Origin of the sequence: Rhizobium sp. BK591 (genome assembly GCF_014195045.1) — a bacterium.
Taxonomy (GTDB): domain Bacteria; phylum Pseudomonadota; class Alphaproteobacteria; order Rhizobiales; family Rhizobiaceae; genus Rhizobium; species Rhizobium anhuiense.
On the sequence record NZ_JACIAZ010000001.1, the window covers coordinates 733,516 to 750,417 of the forward strand.

The window sequence follows — 16,902 nt, forward strand, 5'->3', positions numbered from 1 at the left end:
TCAATATAGGTACATGGTGACAAATGCAAAAACCTCAGCGAAGCCCGGCTGGAACAGCCTTGACCGACCTCATTCTGGATCTCTTCCGGCTCAACAACCGGATGATCAACGCGGGCGACAAGCTCGTCGAGGGGCTCGGTCTGACGAGCGCCCGATGGCATGTCCTCGGCACTGTGGCCACGGCAGATCGGCCGCAGCCAGTCGCGTGGCTGGCGCGCGACATGGGGGCCAACCGCCAGAACGTCCAGCGCATCGTCAACGATCTGGACAAGGAAGGGCTTCTGGCGTTCCAGCCCAATCCGCATCACCGGCGGGCACAGCTCGTCGTGCTGACGGACAAGGGAAAACAGGCATATGAAACCGCCATGCACCTGCAGGCGCCGTGGGTCGATATGCTCTCCGAAGGGCTTCAGGTCGAGGATCTCAAAACCACGCACGCCGTCATGAAGGCGCTGCGCAGCAAACTGGAAGGAAATGGAGATGTTGAAGAGCAGGCCTGATCGCTATGGCGCAATAGCGGTCTCGATCCACTGGCTGAGCGCGGTTCTGATCCTGGCGCTGCTCGGCTCCGGCTTCCGGGCCGCCAACGCCGTGGACGCGGTGACCAAGGCTGGGCTGCTGCGCTTCCACATTCCGGTGGCGGTCATCGTCCTGCTTCTCACGGCTCTTCGCCTTGTCTGGTGGTGGCGTTTCGATCGCAAGCCTGCGCCGGTTAAGGCATCGCCTCGCTGGCAGGCGCGCCTCGCGCGCTTTGTCCACGTCGCCTTTTACGTCTTCATTCTCGGCATGGTCGCCAGCGGCATCGGGATGATGATCCTCAGCGGTGCCGCCCCCGCCGTCTTCGGGACACCCGGCGCCATGCTGCCTGATTTCACTGCCTATCCGCCGCGTGGCCCGCATGGGTTAGGCGCCTTGCTGCTTGTCGGCCTGCTGGTCTTCCATGCCGGCGCTGCGCTCTTTCACCAACTCGTCCGCGGCGATCACCTGCTGCGGCGGATGTGGTATGGCGGCTGAGGTCGGCTGACGAGGCGGCGAGGGTGTCTGAACCGAGAGCCGCTACGAGGAAGGCAGACACGATAAAACGTCTCGGCGCGATGCGTGCCGAGACGCTTGTCAAACGATGTTGCCGTCTGCGATGACGCTGGAGCCCGTGCCTATAGCGGCAACTGCTTGCCGGCCTGTTCGCTGACCATGTATTCGGCGTACCAGTCCGGCCAGCCTTCGTCGTGCTTGCCGCCGTTTCGCTTCTCGTGTTCGCCGTGGGCGGTTGCCGCGCGGCGCAGTGCTGCCGCAAGCTCGGTGGAAGTCGTGAATTTCGTTTCGTCGGCGTCGATGCGTCCGGGCAGCCGCGTGGTGACTTCCTGGAACAGCCAGCCGTTGCCGTCCGGATCCTTGAACGAGGCGAAGGAGCGGTAGCTGCGATGTTCGGGATCGCGGCCGGCGATGCGCAGCCGCCCGAACAGATAGGGCTCGTCCCTGCCGGCATAGACGCCGGCAGCGTCATGAAACACGTCGCTGACCTCGACGCCGCGGGCGATCAGATCGCGACGGGCAGCCTCGATATCGGAGACGACCAGGTAGAGTCCCTGGGCGGAACCCGGGGCTGCGGCAGTGACATTCTTGCCGAAGATGATCGCGCAGCCGGAGCCGGGCGGGGTAAACTGGATCACACGGAAATCGGCGTCATTTGCAAAGTCGGCGTCGAGCCGCCAACCCAAGCCGTCGTAAAAACGTTTGGCGCGGTCGACATCGGAAACGGGGATGACGACCACCTCGAGCTTGGTGTCGACAGGCTGTGATTTTGGGGTTTGCATGGGGGTTTCGCTGCGCAGTGCATTGCTCATCTTCAGCTCCATGGGGTTTGGGATGCGTTAAGAATGGCGATACATGTCAGCGGTCAGTGGACCACAGCGCGGTCGGGCCGTCGAATCAATTATTCTGTCGGATTTGGCCGGTATTGGCGGATTCCGCTGCGACACAAGGCCTGTTGCTCCGATCCGCGGACGTGTCGTTTCCGACCCGCGGGGTGGCAAGGTCAGTCGATCCGGTGAGGCGGCGGGTTTGTTCCCGCCGTCTTCGCTCTTGTGTTGCGGCTCATCGAGCCGCGTTCGGGAAGATGGATCCCACTACGCGGCGAGAGCTGCGCGGGTTTTGCCGATCGTCAGGGCTGCCTTTGCTGCCTCGCGCCCTTTTTCGATGAAGTGCGCACGGTAGATCTGCTTGTGGTGTTCGGTTTCCTGATACTGATGCGGCGTCAGCGAAACCGACAGCACCGGCACGCCGGTATCCATGCCGGCGCGCATCAGCCCATCGACGACGGCCTGCGCGACGAATTCGTGGCGGTAAATGCCGCCGTCGACGACGAAGGCGGCGGCAATGACGGCGCCATAGCGCCCGGTTGCGGCGAGATCGCGCGACAGCAGCGGCATCTCGAATGCGCCGGGAACATCGAACACATCGACCTGCTCGGCCGGAACGAGCTGATAGAAGCCATCAAGGGCGCGGTCGACGATGTCGGCGTGCCAGCTGGCTTTGACGAAGGCGTAGCGGGTGGGTGTCATGGTAATCTCCTTTGGCGAACAGACACATCACCCAAGGCGATCACGAACGTTCCCGACAGCCGCAAGGGCGGCAGGAACGTACGTTCTCTTTCATCCGGACTATGACCGTCGGCTCAGGCATCTCACCTGATCTGCTGACCCTTCCTAAGAAGGCGCTCGCGGGCTCGCAATCGAAACTGCATACCGCCGGTAGGGACTTTCACCCCGCCCTGAGAACGGCGGCGACAATAGGGGGAAGGCGGCGGGCTGGCAATAGGTCGGAAATGCTTTCGTGATCGATGAATCTGTCGATGCGGATCAAGGCTCGCAAAGTGGCGGTTTCGTTTCTCCGTCGATGGCGAACAGCCGATGCCTCTTGCTGAGGATGGGCTTGCGCCTACATGCTCGGGTGAGGACATCCACGTCGGAACAACATGACGGAACAGGATACGCCGTCTTCGCCCGAGGCGGGGCAGGCGACAGCCACCATGGGAGGGAGTGATGCCAGAATCTTTCGTCGTTCACCGCGAGGCGCATATCGCGGCGCCGCCGGCTGCGGTGTTCGCGCTGATGACCGATCCGGAGAAGATCCTGCGCTGGATGGGAACGGAGGCGCAGGTCGAGCCGCAACCGGGCGGGCTCTATCTCGTCAATGTCACCGGCGCCCGCTTTGCGCGCGGCTCGTTTCGCGAGGTGGTACCGGTTCATCGCCTTGCCTACAGTTTCGGCTGGGACGGCAGCGAAGTGGTGCCGCCGGGATCGAGCCTGGTCGAGATCGACCTCATCGAGCAGGGCGGCGGAACGCTGCTGCGGCTCACCCATAGCGGCCTGCCCAGCGCCGACCAATGCGCCGGCCATGAGGAAGGCTGGGCCCACTATCTCGGACGGCTGACCGATGTTGCCGCCGGGCGTGATCCGGGTCCCGATCCTTTTTACGGCAGGACATGAACGGTTTTGCGCCGGCAGCAGGGTGCCCGGAAGCGTTTGCCGCATCGGGGAATACTGCCGGCCGGCGCTGCGATCGGCTGTCCGAAAGCGCTTCTTTTGCTCCCGCAAACATGAACGCGCAGTTCATCTCCAGTTCAATTTGGCGCTCCTAAAGTGATTGCGGCTGGATTGAAATGGAGTTCTCGATGAAGGCACTTTCTATCGCGGCTGCCTTGCTTGCCGGCAGCCTCTCTATCGGTACAGCTGAGGCGATGCCGATTGGAACAATCAATGTGCAGAGCAATGTGACGAAGGTCGACTATGCCTGCGGTCGCGGCTGGCACCTGACCCGCTGGGGCGAATGCCGGCGAAACTGGCGCCGCCCGCCGCCGGTCGCTTTCTACGGTGGTCCGCCCCGCTGGGGCTGGGAGCGGCGTCACCGGGATTGGGATGGCCCGCGCTGGCGCCATGAGAGGCGCTGGGATCGCGACCGTCGTTGGCGGGATGATGACTAAACGTCTCGCTTAAAGCGCGTCGCGTCAAACCGGAATCATGCGACGCGCTTTAAGTCTTTGATTTATGCATGTCGTTGTCCCAAAACCGCTGCGCACTTTTGGGCGACATGCATGAGATCGAGATGGACGAAGGCCGGAGCGATTTTCGCCCGGCCTTTTCTGATGAAACGGCTTCGCCGACGCTGACAGGCAGCGTTCTCTGCATTTGTCCGATATGGTCAAATACTGCTGACGAGCCAGTACTTGCCGTCGATCAGTTCTTCAAGCTCGACAGGATCCTTGACGCCGAATTCGAACCATTCGACGAGTTCCTTCGCCTTACGGCTGCTCTCCTCCGCCGTCAGCTCGACCTGATATCTTTCGCACCATCGCCGGAGGATCGACGTCAGCAGCGTCATGTCATCCCCATCCAGCGGATCTTTCGGCCAGAATATCGTGCCCATCGTACCCCTCAATCACACGATGACGAACGATCCTATAATGGAATCAAAGTCGCGCAAGTTTAAAGTGTTTATTTTTTGTTTTCCACCGCGCTGGACGGTTTTCGACAGGCGATGCCGACGCCTTTTACAGGCGTCGGACTGGGTCGCTGAAAAACGTCTCCACGATCACCCCGGCGATATCCTTGCGGACGTCCACGTCGGCATGCGATGTTGAGCGATGGATCTGCCGTCTCCCCTTGCCTGGCTGGTTGACGAGGCCGGGGCCTCGCCTGGTCCCGAACGGTTTCTGGCCGAGCTCGGGCGACGGTTGCTGGCCGATGGCCTGCCGCTTTCCGGCGGGGCGCTGACGCTTTCGGTGCCGCATCCGATCATCGCGCGGCGCACCTGGCTGTGGCGGGCCGAGACCGGCGCCGTCATCGAGGCATTGGCCTTCGCCGCGGCCCCGCAAAGTGAGGCCGGGCGCGAGTGGCTCGCCGGGTTGGGGCCGGTATGGGAGGCAAGGATCGGGCCGCCGCGGGACAAACAGGCATCGGACAGCCCGCTACTCGGCTGGGCAGGGATTGCCGACGGGGCAGGGGGCGGTGCATTCGCTCCGGCCGAAGCCAGCCTGCTCTGCGAGGTCGCGCGTTTTGCCGCAGCGCCGCTCGCCGCTTTGGCGGCGCGGGAGGCGCGGGCCGCGCTGCTCGAAGCCTATCTCGGCCGGCGCAGTGCCGCCCGGGTGCAGGCCGGCGCGCTTGCCCGCGGCACCGGCGAGACCATCCGCGCGGCGCTTCTCTGCGCCGATCTGCGCGACTTCACCGCGCTCTCCGAGGTAACCGAACCTCACGTGATGATATCAGCGCTGGATGCCTGGTTCGACCGCGTCGCCGGCGCAGTGCATGCCTTCGGCGGCGAGGTGCTGAAGTTCATCGGCGACGGCGTGCTGGCGATCTTTCCGGTCACTGTTGCGTCGGGCGAAGGCGATGCAGCCCAAGGGGATCGCGAAGCCTGCGAGGCCGCCCTTCGCGCGGTCGCCGCCAGCCGGGCGGGCATGGCCCATCTCGACCAACTGCGGCAGGCGCAGGGGCTGGCGCCGCTGCCCTTCGGCGCGGCGCTGCATTTCGGCGAGATCCTGTGGGGCAATATCGGCGCGGCCGACCGGCTGGACTTCACCGCCATCGGCCCCGCCGTCAATCTGGTCAGTCGATTGGAGGGGCTGTGCAAGCCGCTCGGCCGAAGCGTGCTGATCTCGGGTGCCGTGGCAGCGAATACGACGACCGCGCTGATGCCGCTGGGAGAGCATACCTTGCGGGGCATTGCCGACCCTTGTGCGGTGTTCACGCTGCCGACGGATTGAGCCACGCGCAAGGCATCTATTATTGCAAAGAAAGCTTTGCAAAGATGTCTTTGCAATAGTAGGCTTCGCGCATGAAAAAACCGCGCCCACAGCCTGTTCAATCCGTCACCGCACCGCGCACCGTCAGTCGCGTCGTGCCGGATCCGACCGCCTTGAAGGCGCTGGCGCATCCGGTTCGGCTGCGCATGCTCGGCATGCTGCGGATCGACGGGCCTGCCACGGCGACACAGCTTGCAGCGCGGCTTGGGCTGAACAGCGGCGCGACCAGCTATCACCTGCGCCAGCTCGCCCAATACGGCTTCATCGAGGAAGCGCCGCATGCTTCGCGGCGCGACCGCTGGTGGCGCGCCAGCCACGAACTCACCTCGGTGCCGGCAAGCGAGGCCGAGGGCGAAGCGCTTGACCTCGACCTCACCTTCAACCAGGCGGTACTCTCCCTGCAGGTCGGCCAGATGCAGCAGGCGCTGGAGGAGTATGCCGAACTGCCGGCGGAATGGCGCAAGGCGAGCGCTGCCAACGACGTCATCATCCCGATGACGGCGGAACAGGCCGAGGTCCTGACCAGGCAGCTGACCGACATCATCCTCGAAGCAATGCGGGTGGCTCCGCCTTTGGGCGAGGCGACCGCTCCGGGCATGGTGCCTTTCTCGATCATGCTACACGCCTTTCCCTATCCGGGCCGGCTCCCGCATAGCGAGGAGGATGGCGGGTCATGAGAAGGGGTGGGCCTTTCCTGGCGCTTGCCGCCGCCGAGACGCTTTCGCTGTCCGGCACACGGCTGTCGACCATCGCCATTCCCTGGCTGGTGCTGGTCGCTACGGGCAACCCGATTCTAACGGGGCTGACGGCGATGATGGAAATGCTGCCCTATGTCGCTGCCAAGGCGCTCAGTGGGCCGCTGATCGACCGCGTCGGCGCGAAGCGCATCGCTGTCGTCTGCGACGCCGCCTCGGTGGCCGTGGTGATGCTGGTGCCGCTGCTCGACCGGCTCGGGCTGCTTGGTATGCCGGTACTGCTACCGATCGTTTTTGCCATGGGTGTGCTACGCGGTCCGTCCGATGCCGCCAAGCAGGCGATGGTGCCCGATATCGCCGAATTGGCGGCCGTGCCGCTTGAGCGGGTGACCGGTGTCGTTGGCGCCATCGAGCGGCTGGCCTCGACAGTGGGTGCGGCCGGTGCCGGTGCGGTGATCAGCCTGATCGGCCCGGGCCAGGCGCTGGTCGTCAATGCCGTCACCTTCGCCGCCGCCGCGCTGATTGTGGGGGTAGGCATCCCCGGGCTGAAAAGCATGCCCAGGCTGCAATGCATGCCCGGGCTGCAATGCATGCCCGCGCCGCGCGGCGCGCCCGAGGCTCGGCCGGGCGGAATGTCCTCCTATCTCGGCGATCTCAGGGAAGGCTGGTGCTTTCTGCGCGGCGATGCGGTGCTCGTCAGCATCGTCATCATGGTGGCGACCACCAATCTGCTGGACCAGGCCTATGGGGCGGTGCTGCTGCCCGTCTGGACGCAGAGTTCGGGCCATGGCCCGGAATTGCTGGGGGCGATGTTTGCGGCCTTCACCGGCGCTTCGATCGCCGGCGCGGCGATTGCCGCTGCGATCGGCGAGCGGATGCCGCGCCTGATGATCTATACGGTGGCCTTCCTGCTGACCGGATTTCCGCGTTTTCTCGTTCTTGCGCTGGACGCGCCGCTCCCCATTATTTTTCTCACTTTGGCAATCGCTGGATTTGCCTCGGGCTTCCTCAATCCGATCCTGTCGGCGGTGATCTTCGAGCGCATCCCCAAGCCGCTGATCGGCCGCGTCACCGCAATGAACGCCGCCCTTTGCTTTGCCCTCATCCCGTTCGGCGGCCTCTTCGGCGGCGCCCTGATCAGCATGATCGGCCTTGCCGCAGCGCTCTCGCTCACCGGGTTCGCCTATCTCGCCGCAACCCTCTTTCCTCTGGCGCTGAAAAGTTTCCGCGGCTTCGACAAGCCTCTCACCGAGAGCTAGCGTCATGGTCGCGTACCTGGCCCCCAAGCTCCTCGACCATCAGATCGATGAAGCGGCGGACACGCGGTTCCAGCAGGCGTTTGTCGGGATAGAGCGTAACGATTTTTGCGTCGTCGGTTTCGAGGTCGGGCAGGATCTGCCGGAGGCGACCGGCGGTAAGATCGTCGGCGACGAGAAAATCGGGAAGCAGCGCGATGCCCAGCCCCGCGAGCGCGGCGTCGCGGATCGCCTCTCCGCTGTCGAGCCTCAGGCGACTGCGGCCCTGCGCCTTGACCCAGGAGCCGCCTTCGCCGCGAAAGCGCCAGCCCTGCCTTTGATGGCGGCTGGCGAAGATCAGGCAATCGTGGGCCGCGAGGTCGTCGATATTGCGCGGTTCCCCGCGCTCAGTCAGGTAGGATGGCGACGCGCAGAGCCGCGCCTTATAGGTGGCGATCACACGCGAGACCAGGCGGGTATCCGACGCCGTCGCGTCGATCCGGATCGCCAGATCGGAGCCTTCTTCGACGATGTCGGCCGGGCGATCGGTGAAGCTCACTTCGACCTGGATGTCGGGCCAGGCCCGAAGATATTTTTCAAGCAGGGGCAGCACGACGAGCCGCCCCAGGGTATCGGGAACGGTGAGCCTGAGAACGCCTTGCGGCGTGCCGCTCTGCCCCGCCACGCTCGCCTCCGCCTCGTCGACCGATGCGAGGATCTGCAGCCCGCGCTGGTAAAACATCCGGCCTTCATCGGTCAGGCCCAGCGTTCTCGTCGTACGGTTGAGCAGGCGCGCGCCAAGCCGGTCTTCCAGGCGGATGACGGCCTTTCCTGCCGCCGAACGGGAGAGGCCCATGGCCTGGCCGCCGGCGATAAAGCTTCCGGCATCGACGACTGCCATGAAGATCAGGATATCGTTCAGGTTCGTACGTGGCATCAGGGCACTCGAGCGGTTCGGCTACAGCATACCTCGGTCAGTCATGCGACAGATTCAAGGTTCGCAGCATCAACGTCCGACGCGGCAGTAAGGTCCGGGCGCTTCGCTTCTGTGTCGACGTCCGTTCGTCAATCAACCTGCCATAGCGGCCATCACACCGGATTGCCGGTCAACAACGGCCGCCGCGACCACGCTGACGGGCGTTTTTGGCCTCGCCTTTCCGCAGCAGCGCCGTCGCCTATACCGGATGATGCGCCGGCAGAGCCGGGGCTGTGCCCAATGAGGCCGTCGAACCGCGCTACAGCATGTCGCCGAGACTCCAATGGTTGTTCCATCGGACGTCGATCTCGTCGTCGACATTCTGATATCTTATGTCGGTGGAGAGGCGCAGCCGTCGGCTGCAGTCCTGGTTGGTGGTCGAGGCATGGATCATGTAGGGCGAGTGGAGCACCACATCACCGGCCTCATAATCGGCGGCGAGCCAGCGAGTATCGAAGCGCTCCGCCATATCAGGGAGATCCTTCGAGACCCAGCCGCCTTCGGCCATGTGGCGGTTATAGGCGCTGATCCGCTCTTCCGGAGAAAGATCGCCGCTTGCGGCCTGGAACTCGGCCTCCATCCTGACACCAACCGCGTGCGAGCGCTCGAGGTAGACCAGCCCCCCCATCTCGGCGGGGATATCGCCGATCGGAATCCAGGCCGTCACCAGGCGTCTGGTGCCGCCGCGGAGATAGACGAGATCATAGTGAGCCGGTGTGGCCGTTGGCGATCCCGGCTGAACGAAACGCATGATCTTGCGCTTGTGCAGATAAGAGATGCCCTGCAGGAAATCGTCCATGAAACGGGCAAGCGGCGGCTGCGCGCAGAAGCCTTCATAGGCGGCAGAGCGGACCAGCGACATCAAGCGCCGGTCCGCCAGGCTCCTGTCGAAGCCGGCGGCAGACGCGATGCCCAGCGAAAAATCGCTGCCGGGCTCGACCAGCCCGGTTTCGGCAAGGCGTTCGAAGACCCAGCGGCGAAAATCGAGAACATCGGTCCGCGGCAGAAGGCGTTTCAGCCAGACATAACCATCGTCCTGGTAGCGGCGGCGGATGGCGTCGACGCCGATGGCGGGATCGGTCGGCGCGAGCCAGCCCGTCCGCTCCGCAGGCAAGGTCTTGCCGTGGGCGGCAAGGGGAAATTCCGGCTTTCGGGCTTGCATCGTTTTGGCGGTAATTGACATTTCAGCCTTCCATCGCTTGAGTTGGCTCGCCATTCGTTAGCTGATCTGTTGGGACAACCGACATAGAGGAAAATCATAGCTGGACTTTTCGCTCACCATGAAAGACGTCGAGGCCATCTATCGGTCACCGCTCGGCGCGGCCGGCGGACTTGCGGTCACCGGCAGTGGCCGGCAGCATGCCCATCATGCGGTGAGGGATCGGAAACTGCCGAGTTTCGCCGTCGTGCTGGTGGAGCGCGGGCAGGGCTGGCTGGAAACCGCCGCCAGCGGCCGCTTGAGCTTGGCGGGACCGGCCCTCTTCTGGCTGTTTCCCAACCGCGCCCATTCCTATGGCCCCGATGAAGCAGGCTGGGACGAGCGCTGGGCGCTTTTCGAAGGGTCCTTCACGCGGGACTTCGTGCGGCTGAGGCTCATCGCCGAGCGGCACCCGGTCGTCGCCTTGCATCATCTCGATGACGTCGCGCGGCTCTTCGCCAAGCTTCATACCGATCTGCTTGACGATACCAACCTCGGACAGGCGTCGGCGGCAGTGATGCTGCATCGCATCGTCATCTCAGCCGCCAGACAGGCGGCAAGTGTCGCGGGCGATCGACGACAGGAAAGGCCCGACATGGCCGCAATCGTGGAAACGCTGCGGCAGCGAGCGATGCAGCCGTTGGATCTCGCTGCCTTCGCCGCCGAGCACGGCATCTCGCCGGCCACCCTGCGCCGGCGGTTCACGCTCGAGACGGGGCTGCCTCCCAAGGCATTTCAGCTTCGGGCGCGCATGGATCACGCCAAACAGCTACTGGCAACTACCGACGAGAAGATCGAAACGGTTGCTGCCATGATCGGCCTGGATGACCCGTTTTATTTTTCGCGTGTCTTTCACGAACGCGAGGGCTGCAGTCCTCGTGAATTCCGCACGAGATACAGGCGGGTTTGAACGTCAGCGCCAGCCGAGCGCCGGGGCAACATGGGTGAGGATCGCTTCGATGACATGGGTGTTGTAGGCGACGCCGAGCTGGTTGGGGACGGTCAGCAGCAGCGTGTCGGCTTCGGCGATTGCCTCGTCCTCGGCGAGCTGCTTGATCAGGGCGTCAGGCTCGGCAGCATAGCTGCGGCCGAAGATCGCCCGGGTCTTCTCGTCGATGAAGCCGATCTTGTCACCCTCGTCGTTGCCGTAGCCGAAATAGGCGCGGTCGCGGTCATCGACCAGCGCGAAGATGCTGCGGCTGACCGAGACGCGCGGCTGGCGTGTGTGGCCGGCTTCTTTCCAGGCCGCGCGATAGGCGCGGATCTGGTCGGCCTGCTGGACGTGGAACGGCTCTCCCGTTTCGTCGTCCTTCAGCGTCGAGCTCTGCAGGTTCATGCCGAGCTTGGCTGCCCAGACGGCAGTGGCGTTGGAACTCGCGCCCCACCAGATGCGTTCGCGCAGGCCCTCGGAATGCGGCTCGAGGCGCAGCTGGCCGGGCGGGTTCGGAAACATCGGCCGCGGATTCGGTTTGGCAAAACCTTCGCCGCGCAGCACTTCGAGGAAGACTTCGGCATGGTGCCGGGCCATGTCGGCCTCGCTCTGGCCTTCCGGCGGGGCATAGCCGAAATGGCGCCAGCCATCGATCACCTGCTCGGGCGAACCGCGGCTGATGCCGAGCTGCAGACGGCCGCCGGCAATGAGGTCGGCCGCACCGGCATCTTCGGCCATATAGAGCGGGTTCTCGTAGCGCATGTCGATGACGGCGGTGCCAATCTCGATCCGGTTGGTTCTGGCGCCGACGGCCGATAGCAGCGGGAAGGGCGCGGCCAGCTGGCGGGCGAAATGATGCACGCGAAAATACGCCCCGTCCGCCCCGAGCTCTTCGGCCGCTACGGCAAGATCGATCGACTGCAGCAGCGCGTCGCCTGCCGAGCGCGTCTGCGATTGGGGCGAGGGCGTCCAGTGCCCGAACGAGAGGAAACCGATCTTCTTCATGCCGCGCCTTTTCCGTTGCATCTCATGGTGGATGGGTCATGGCATAGTTTCGGGCCGGAAGACAATCGGAAGCGGGGGGATGTGGCGTATCACTTATCCGGCATTTGACGCGCTATCTTCCGCTATCTCTGGAGAGTGTCGCGTGCCCTTTCCTCCGTCATTCCTGTGGCGAGCACAGGAATGGGGGAGAGGAGATGCTCGTGTGCTAAAATTTCCATTGAATCTCCACAGGCTTTCACACCGCGCCGACATCCTCCAGCTGCGTGTGCACGGCGTTGAACACCTGCGATGGCACGCGCAGGCTGGCATCGTCTTGATAGAGCGCCCGCACTTCGCCGGCAAAGGTCGGGAATCGCCGGATTCGCGAGAGTTTTTCTGGAATCATTCAAATGAAATTAAGGAGATAGTGGTTTTATCAGTTGGTATTTGGGAGATTATATGTTTCGCGCTTTTTCGTTTTTTCTGGTGCTTTTCTTTTTTTCGATAGTGTCCGCGAATGCCGCTGAGGGTGACTGGCAAGTGGCCAAGGCCAGCCAGCAGGTGAATTTCACCGTCGACAAGCGGAACTGGGTAGCGGTTCGAGCGGGAGACATCATCCCCAACACCGCCTGGATCGCGACCGGGCCGAGGGGACGCGTTCAGCTGGTGCGCGGCGTCGAAAGCATTTCGTTTCAACCCAACACCGTCGCCGGCATCTTCACATCGGGCTTTGGCGAGAGGAAGACGGAGGTCGTCGAGCAGGCGGGTGTGCTCGATCTGGAGATCGAGAAACGCAGCAAGCCGCATACAACAGTCCAGACGCCTTTCCTGGCGGCCGTTGTGAAGGGGACGAATTTCCGCGTTTCCGTCTCGAAATCCGCGGCTGAGGTTACGGTCAACCGCGGCCTGGTGCAGGTGACATCGTTTGCGAGCGGTCAAAGGGCGAATGTCGGGCCGGGGCAGGGCGCATCCGTCGACGGTGTGAAAGGGATGACGGTTTCCGGCGACGTTTCGACGCCTGTGGTGACCGCGGTCTCCCCGTCGGTGGCGCGAGTGCCTGCCGTCGGCGCGACGACCCTCAACGGGCAGGCGGAGACAGAGAGTTCGAAGGCATCTGGCGCATCTTCATCCGTTTCCAATAGCGCCGGCTCTGGCGACCGAGATAGCGCTTCCCACTCCTTCGGCAATGAAGGCCGCAATGGCAATCGCTACGGCGCCGATAATGGCTCCAGCAATGGCAATGAGAATGCAGCCGGCAACGATGACGGCCAAGGAAACGCTGTCGGGAATGACAGCGACAACGGCGACAACAATGGAATCGGGAGCGGCAAGGATAAGGACAAGAAAGATAAGAAAGACAAAAGCGACAAAAAGGACAAGAACAAAGGCAAGGGAAACGATGACGACTGAAGTTTCCCCGTCGGCCGGTGTGAGAGGTTTCCATCGTTGATGAAGGGCGGTCGTGGCTTTCGGCTGTCGCGCTTGCGCCCAGTCAGGCTGTTATTCATCCTGATGATGATCGGCCTGCCGCTCTCGGGGCAAGTCCTGCCCTTTGTGAATTATCTCGACAATGCCCTGGTGAGCTGGCGCTTCAGCGCGGCACCACGGGCGGCGTCCGGAAATATTGTTTATGTCGCGATCGATAAGCGCAGCATCGATGCGGTCGGCACCTGGCCGTGGCCCCGCAGCCTCTATGCCGAGCTCATTGACAAGCTGATTGCGGTAGGCGCAGGCGACATCTTTATCGACGTCGATTTCAGCACGCCGTCGAACTCTGCCGAGGATGACCGGCTGGCCAAGGCTCTGACTGAAGCCGGAGGCGGCGTGATCCTGCCGGTCTTCAAGCAATATCTCGGCGCCGAGGCCGGATCGCAGACGGTGGTGACGCGGCCGATTCCGGATCTCGCCGACAATGCCTGGCTTTCCCTCGCCAATGTCGGCCTCGACGGCGACGGCACGGTCAGGCGGTTCGCACTTGGCGATACTCTCGACAATCAGCCGACGCAAAGCGTTGCCGCAGTGCTGGCGAAATTCGACAGGGCGGCAGGCTCCTATCCGATCGACTATTCGATCGCCCCGGCGAGCGTCCCGACATTCTCGCTGTCGGATGTTCTTGCCGGGAAGGTCGGCAGGCCCGATCTGGAAGGGCGTTCGGTGGTTGTCGGCGCCTATGCGACCGAGCTGAAGGATATCTTCCCCGTCCCGGTCTATGGCGCACTGCCCGGCGCAATGCTGCATATTCTCGCTTCCGAAACGATCCTGCAGAAGCGGCTGCTCGAGGACATCGACCAGATGCCGCTGGAGCTTCTCTTTGCCGCAGCCATTATTGCGCTCGCCCTTGGCATGCGCAGCCGGTCCGCAGCCCATGCCGTCGCGTTTGCTCTTGCCATTGCCGCCGCCGGTGAAGTGACGGCCTTCTTTCTCCAGAAGGATCACGCTCTCATCCTTCACACGGTGCGGCCGTGGATCATTCTTCTTGCCGGTCTCGTGCTGTTGTTGAACGAGAAGGTCGATTTCGGCCGGTTTCTGGTCGAGCTTGCCAAGGCCGAGCAGCGCAACACGCGCCGGCTGCTCGAGAGGATCGTGGCTGACAGCGCCGACGCCGTCATCGCCTTCGACGATCAGTTCCGCATTCTGAACGAAAGCGCCTCGGCTGCGGCGATGCTGGCTTTGGAGCCACAGGCGGACAGGCGCAGAACGCTTGATGCGATGATCCCGCCCCCTCTCGTTCATCGCATCATCAAGCTTGCTTCGGATTATATGGCGCAGCCGGGCACGATCCACGCCTGCAACGCGCGTTTTTCGCTTCAAACCGAGAGAGGGACAAAGCATCTCGAGGCAGCGATCACCATTTCGCCTGTCGAACGGCCTGGCGAATCCGGCATCGTCGCCGCGAAATCCTTCATCGGCAGCCTGATCGTCAGGGACATGACGGCCCGCCGGCGGTACGAAGACAAACTTCAGCGCCTGTCCGAATTCGACGAGTTGACCGGTCTGATGAACAGGCGCGAATTCCGCCGTCGCCTCGATCGGCTCGAGGGTGAATGCCATGTGATCGCGCTGGGGCTACACCGTTTCTCCGTCCTGAATACGGCGATGGGACGGGATGTCGGGGATGAGCTTTTGAGGGCCGTCGCCGTGCGGATGGAGGCGGAGGGTGCAATCAGCCTCGTCGGGCGGTTGGGGGGCGATGTCTTCACGGCCGTCATCCCGGCGTCCGAGGAGTGCGGTCAGGAGCGGTGCGCGCAGCTCATCCTTGATCTTTTCAGAGAGCCGTTCGCGCTTGGCGGTTCGATGATCCATGTCGCCGCCCGGCTCGGGATCTGCACCAGCGAGGCGCGCAACGGTGACGCCGACATTTGGATTCAGAATGCCGAGATTGCGCTCGACGACGCCAAGCGGGTGGCTGGCAGCGGATGGCGCGCTCATGATCCGGTGACCGCCCTGCGGCAGCATCAATCGCGATTGCTCGAGCGGCAGATGCGCGCTGCTCTCGATCGTCGCGAATTCTTCCTGTTGTATCAGCCGCAGGTGGACCTCAAGACGGGCAAACTGGTCGGTGCTGAGGCCCTTTTGCGGTGGAAGCATCCGGAGTTCGGGCTGGTTTCGCCGGCAGATTTCATTCCGGTCGCCGAAGCCAGCGGTTTCATCTGCGATCTCGGCTGCTGGGCGCTTGCCGAAGCATGCCGGGCGGCGACCGAATGGCCGGATCGACTCAATCTCGCCGTCAACGTATCGCCGATCCAGTTTTCCCGGCCGGAGCTGGTTGCAGAGGTCAAGGCTCCATTGGCGACAAGCGGCCTGGCGGCCTCGCGCCTGCATCTCGAAATTACCGAATCCGCCTTTGTCGACGGCAGCGAGCAGATCATGTCGGTCATCTCGGAGCTCAGAGCGCTCGGCATTGCCGTCGCGCTCGACGATTTCGGAACCGGCTATTCGTCGCTGAGCTATATGGCCGGCTTTCCCCTCGACAAGCTCAAGATCGACCAGTCCTTCGTCAGGAAGATCGCGGACGATCCCAAGATCCTGGCGATCGTCGCGACGGTCGGCTCGCTTGCCCACGGGCTGGGGCTCAAGGTCGTGGCAGAGGGGATAGAGACCGAGACGGAATGGCAGATGCTGGCGCAGATGGGCTGTGAGGAGGGCCAGGGCTACTTCTTCGGTAAGCCGCAATCGTCCGCCGCTCTGATGACGCTTTCGCGCCAGCCGGGCTGGACGCGTGCTGCATGACCGATCTCGCCGGCCGCTTTCTTCAAGCGGAAGCAGAAGGAATTGCGGTAAGCGGCTGAGAGGGAGTCGGATTTTCTGTCGGCATCGGTGGTGCGGACTTCACCTGGCTCTCGACAGGCGTTAAGAATGCGACATGCGCTACACATTCGCCATAGGCGATATCCATGGCTGCATCGATCCGCTGAACAGGATGATCGATCGGGTCGAAACCTATGCGCCTGAAGGGACAGTCGTCTTCCTTGGCGACTATATCGATCGCGGGTTTGACAGCAAAAACGTCCTCGACCGCATCATTGCCGGCACGGCCGACCCATGGCGATGGATATGCCTGAAAGGCAATCATGAGGACATGATGGTCGCTGCCTATGCCGACAGCGGCAGCCGAGCCGTATGGCTCGGCAATGGCGGGCTCGAGACCGAAATATCCTATGGCGGCAGAGTTCCGCCCCAGCATCTGCAATGGGCGGCTGATCGTCCGCTCATGCATGTCGACCGGCATCGCATCTTCGTCCATGCCGGCGTCGATCCGGCGTTTCCGCTGGAACGGCAGAGCGAGGACGATCTTCTGTGGTTGCGGTTCCCTCCCGGTGAATCCAGCGACTATTGGGGCAAGCACCTGGTCCACGGCCATACGCCGTCACTGTCCAACCCGGTGACGACAGGAAACCGCACCAACATCGACAGCGGCTGTGTCTTCGGCGGCAAGCTTTCCTGCGCGGTCTTCGACGACGAGGTTGCCGGCGGGCCGATCGACTTTATCGAGGTGAGGGCATGAACTTGGGCGCGTCGGTAAGGGTGTAAAGCTGGAGACGGCGGAATGGGAGCCGCGCGGAGCGAGGAAGCCTTTCGCTCC

The 16,902-nt window shown here is 63.2% G+C and carries 18 protein-coding genes and 1 riboswitch; of the genes, 11 read left to right on the forward strand and 7 right to left on the reverse strand.

The window, feature by feature from the left end; genetic code table 11:
• Positions 1–23: 23 nt before the first annotated feature.
• Together FHX10_RS03480 and FHX10_RS03485 are read left to right on the forward strand one after the other, a co-directional pair.
• Positions 24–500, forward strand: a complete 477-nt coding sequence (locus FHX10_RS03480; protein ID WP_063474679.1) for a MarR family winged helix-turn-helix transcriptional regulator — start codon at positions 24–26, stop codon at positions 498–500.
• Entirely contained in the window at positions 481–1,014 is a 534-nt protein-coding gene (locus FHX10_RS03485) for a cytochrome b (RefSeq protein WP_082849687.1), read from the forward strand. Before FHX10_RS03480 ends, FHX10_RS03485 begins: the two co-directional genes overlap by 20 nt.
• A 140-nt stretch (positions 1,015–1,154) precedes the next feature.
• Here FHX10_RS03485 and FHX10_RS03490 read toward each other — a convergent pair whose 3' ends face one another.
• A complete protein-coding gene (locus FHX10_RS03490; protein WP_063474706.1) occupies positions 1,155–1,844 on the reverse strand; it encodes a VOC family protein in 690 nt (229 codons plus the stop codon).
• A 282-nt stretch (positions 1,845–2,126) separates the two neighbouring features.
• Positions 2,127–2,561, reverse strand: a complete 435-nt coding sequence (locus FHX10_RS03495) for a 6,7-dimethyl-8-ribityllumazine synthase (RefSeq protein WP_063474681.1) — start codon at positions 2,559–2,561, stop codon at positions 2,127–2,129.
• 78 nt (positions 2,562–2,639) lie between these two features.
• A riboswitch (FMN riboswitch) is annotated at positions 2,640–2,782 on the reverse strand.
• Between the two features lie 259 nt (positions 2,783–3,041).
• On the opposite strand from FHX10_RS03495, the gene FHX10_RS03500 reads away from it, so the two are divergent.
• The gene (locus FHX10_RS03500; protein ID WP_063474682.1) at positions 3,042–3,488 is read left to right on the forward strand and encodes an SRPBCC domain-containing protein; all 447 of its coding nucleotides are present in this window, start codon (positions 3,042–3,044) and stop codon (positions 3,486–3,488) included.
• A 185-nt stretch (positions 3,489–3,673) separates the two neighbouring features.
• Positions 3,674–3,982, forward strand: coding sequence for a GCG_CRPN prefix-to-repeats domain-containing protein (locus tag FHX10_RS03505; protein ID WP_018485640.1), 309 nt, complete (start codon positions 3,674–3,676; stop codon positions 3,980–3,982).
• 218 nt (positions 3,983–4,200) lie between these two features.
• Here FHX10_RS03505 and FHX10_RS03510 read toward each other — a convergent pair whose 3' ends face one another.
• Complete coding sequence (locus FHX10_RS03510; protein ID WP_047610691.1) at positions 4,201–4,425, reverse strand: hypothetical protein; 225 nt, start codon at positions 4,423–4,425, stop codon at positions 4,201–4,203.
• Positions 4,426–4,642: 217 nt separating this feature from the next.
• Here FHX10_RS03510 and FHX10_RS03515 point away from each other — a divergent pair, with 217 nt between their 5' ends.
• The 3 genes from FHX10_RS03515 (at position 4,643) to FHX10_RS03525 (ending at position 7,754) form a co-directional block, all read left to right on the forward strand.
• Positions 4,643–5,761: an adenylate/guanylate cyclase domain-containing protein gene (locus FHX10_RS03515; RefSeq protein WP_047610688.1), complete on the forward strand. Its 1,119-nt coding sequence runs from the start codon at positions 4,643–4,645 to the stop codon at positions 5,759–5,761.
• Positions 5,762–5,832: 71 nt separating this feature from the next.
• Positions 5,833–6,477: a winged helix-turn-helix domain-containing protein gene (locus FHX10_RS03520; RefSeq protein ID WP_184389090.1), complete on the forward strand. Its 645-nt coding sequence runs from the start codon at positions 5,833–5,835 to the stop codon at positions 6,475–6,477.
• Positions 6,474–7,754, forward strand: coding sequence for an MFS transporter (locus FHX10_RS03525; RefSeq protein ID WP_097594227.1), 1,281 nt, complete (start codon positions 6,474–6,476; stop codon positions 7,752–7,754). Before FHX10_RS03520 ends, FHX10_RS03525 begins: the two co-directional genes overlap by 4 nt.
• Here the strand turns inward: FHX10_RS03525 and FHX10_RS03530 are convergent.
• Positions 7,741–8,667 carry a LysR family transcriptional regulator gene (locus tag FHX10_RS03530; protein WP_063473340.1) on the reverse strand — a complete coding sequence of 309 codons (927 nt, stop codon included), beginning with the start codon at positions 8,665–8,667 and terminating at the stop codon, positions 7,741–7,743. The two genes, FHX10_RS03525 and FHX10_RS03530, sit on opposite strands and share 14 nt — an antisense overlap.
• 298 nt (positions 8,668–8,965) lie before the next feature.
• Positions 8,966–9,889, reverse strand: coding sequence for a phytanoyl-CoA dioxygenase family protein (locus FHX10_RS03535; protein WP_063473339.1), 924 nt, complete (start codon positions 9,887–9,889; stop codon positions 8,966–8,968).
• Between the two features lie 97 nt (positions 9,890–9,986).
• Between FHX10_RS03535 and FHX10_RS03540 the strand changes: the two genes are divergently transcribed.
• Positions 9,987–10,814, forward strand: a complete 828-nt coding sequence (locus tag FHX10_RS03540; protein ID WP_047610678.1) for a helix-turn-helix transcriptional regulator — start codon at positions 9,987–9,989, stop codon at positions 10,812–10,814.
• A 3-nt stretch (positions 10,815–10,817) separates the two neighbouring features.
• On the opposite strand, the gene FHX10_RS03545 is transcribed toward FHX10_RS03540, so the two are convergent.
• Together FHX10_RS03545 and FHX10_RS03550 are read right to left on the reverse strand one after the other, a co-directional pair.
• On the reverse strand, positions 10,818–11,840 hold the full coding sequence (locus FHX10_RS03545; RefSeq protein ID WP_063473338.1) for an LLM class flavin-dependent oxidoreductase: 1,023 nt from the start codon (positions 11,838–11,840) through the stop codon (positions 10,818–10,820).
• A gap of 235 nt (positions 11,841–12,075) precedes the next feature.
• On the reverse strand, positions 12,076–12,225 hold the full coding sequence (locus FHX10_RS03550) for a hypothetical protein (RefSeq protein ID WP_245294514.1): 150 nt from the start codon (positions 12,223–12,225) through the stop codon (positions 12,076–12,078).
• A 134-nt stretch (positions 12,226–12,359) separates the two neighbouring features.
• Between FHX10_RS03550 and FHX10_RS03555 the strand changes: the two genes are divergently transcribed.
• The 3 genes from FHX10_RS03555 to FHX10_RS03565 all read left to right on the forward strand — a co-directional run bounded on the left by FHX10_RS03555 (position 12,360) and on the right by FHX10_RS03565 (position 16,824).
• Positions 12,360–13,229 carry a FecR domain-containing protein gene (locus tag FHX10_RS03555; RefSeq protein WP_245294513.1) on the forward strand — a complete coding sequence of 290 codons (870 nt, stop codon included), beginning with the start codon at positions 12,360–12,362 and terminating at the stop codon, positions 13,227–13,229.
• Positions 13,230–13,301: 72 nt separating this feature from the next.
• Entirely contained in the window at positions 13,302–16,049 is a 2,748-nt protein-coding gene (locus FHX10_RS03560; protein ID WP_246781213.1) for an EAL domain-containing protein, read from the forward strand.
• Positions 16,050–16,182: 133 nt separating this feature from the next.
• Positions 16,183–16,824, forward strand: a complete 642-nt coding sequence (locus FHX10_RS03565; protein WP_063473335.1) for a metallophosphoesterase family protein — start codon at positions 16,183–16,185, stop codon at positions 16,822–16,824.
• The last annotated feature ends 78 nt before the right edge of the window (positions 16,825–16,902 follow it).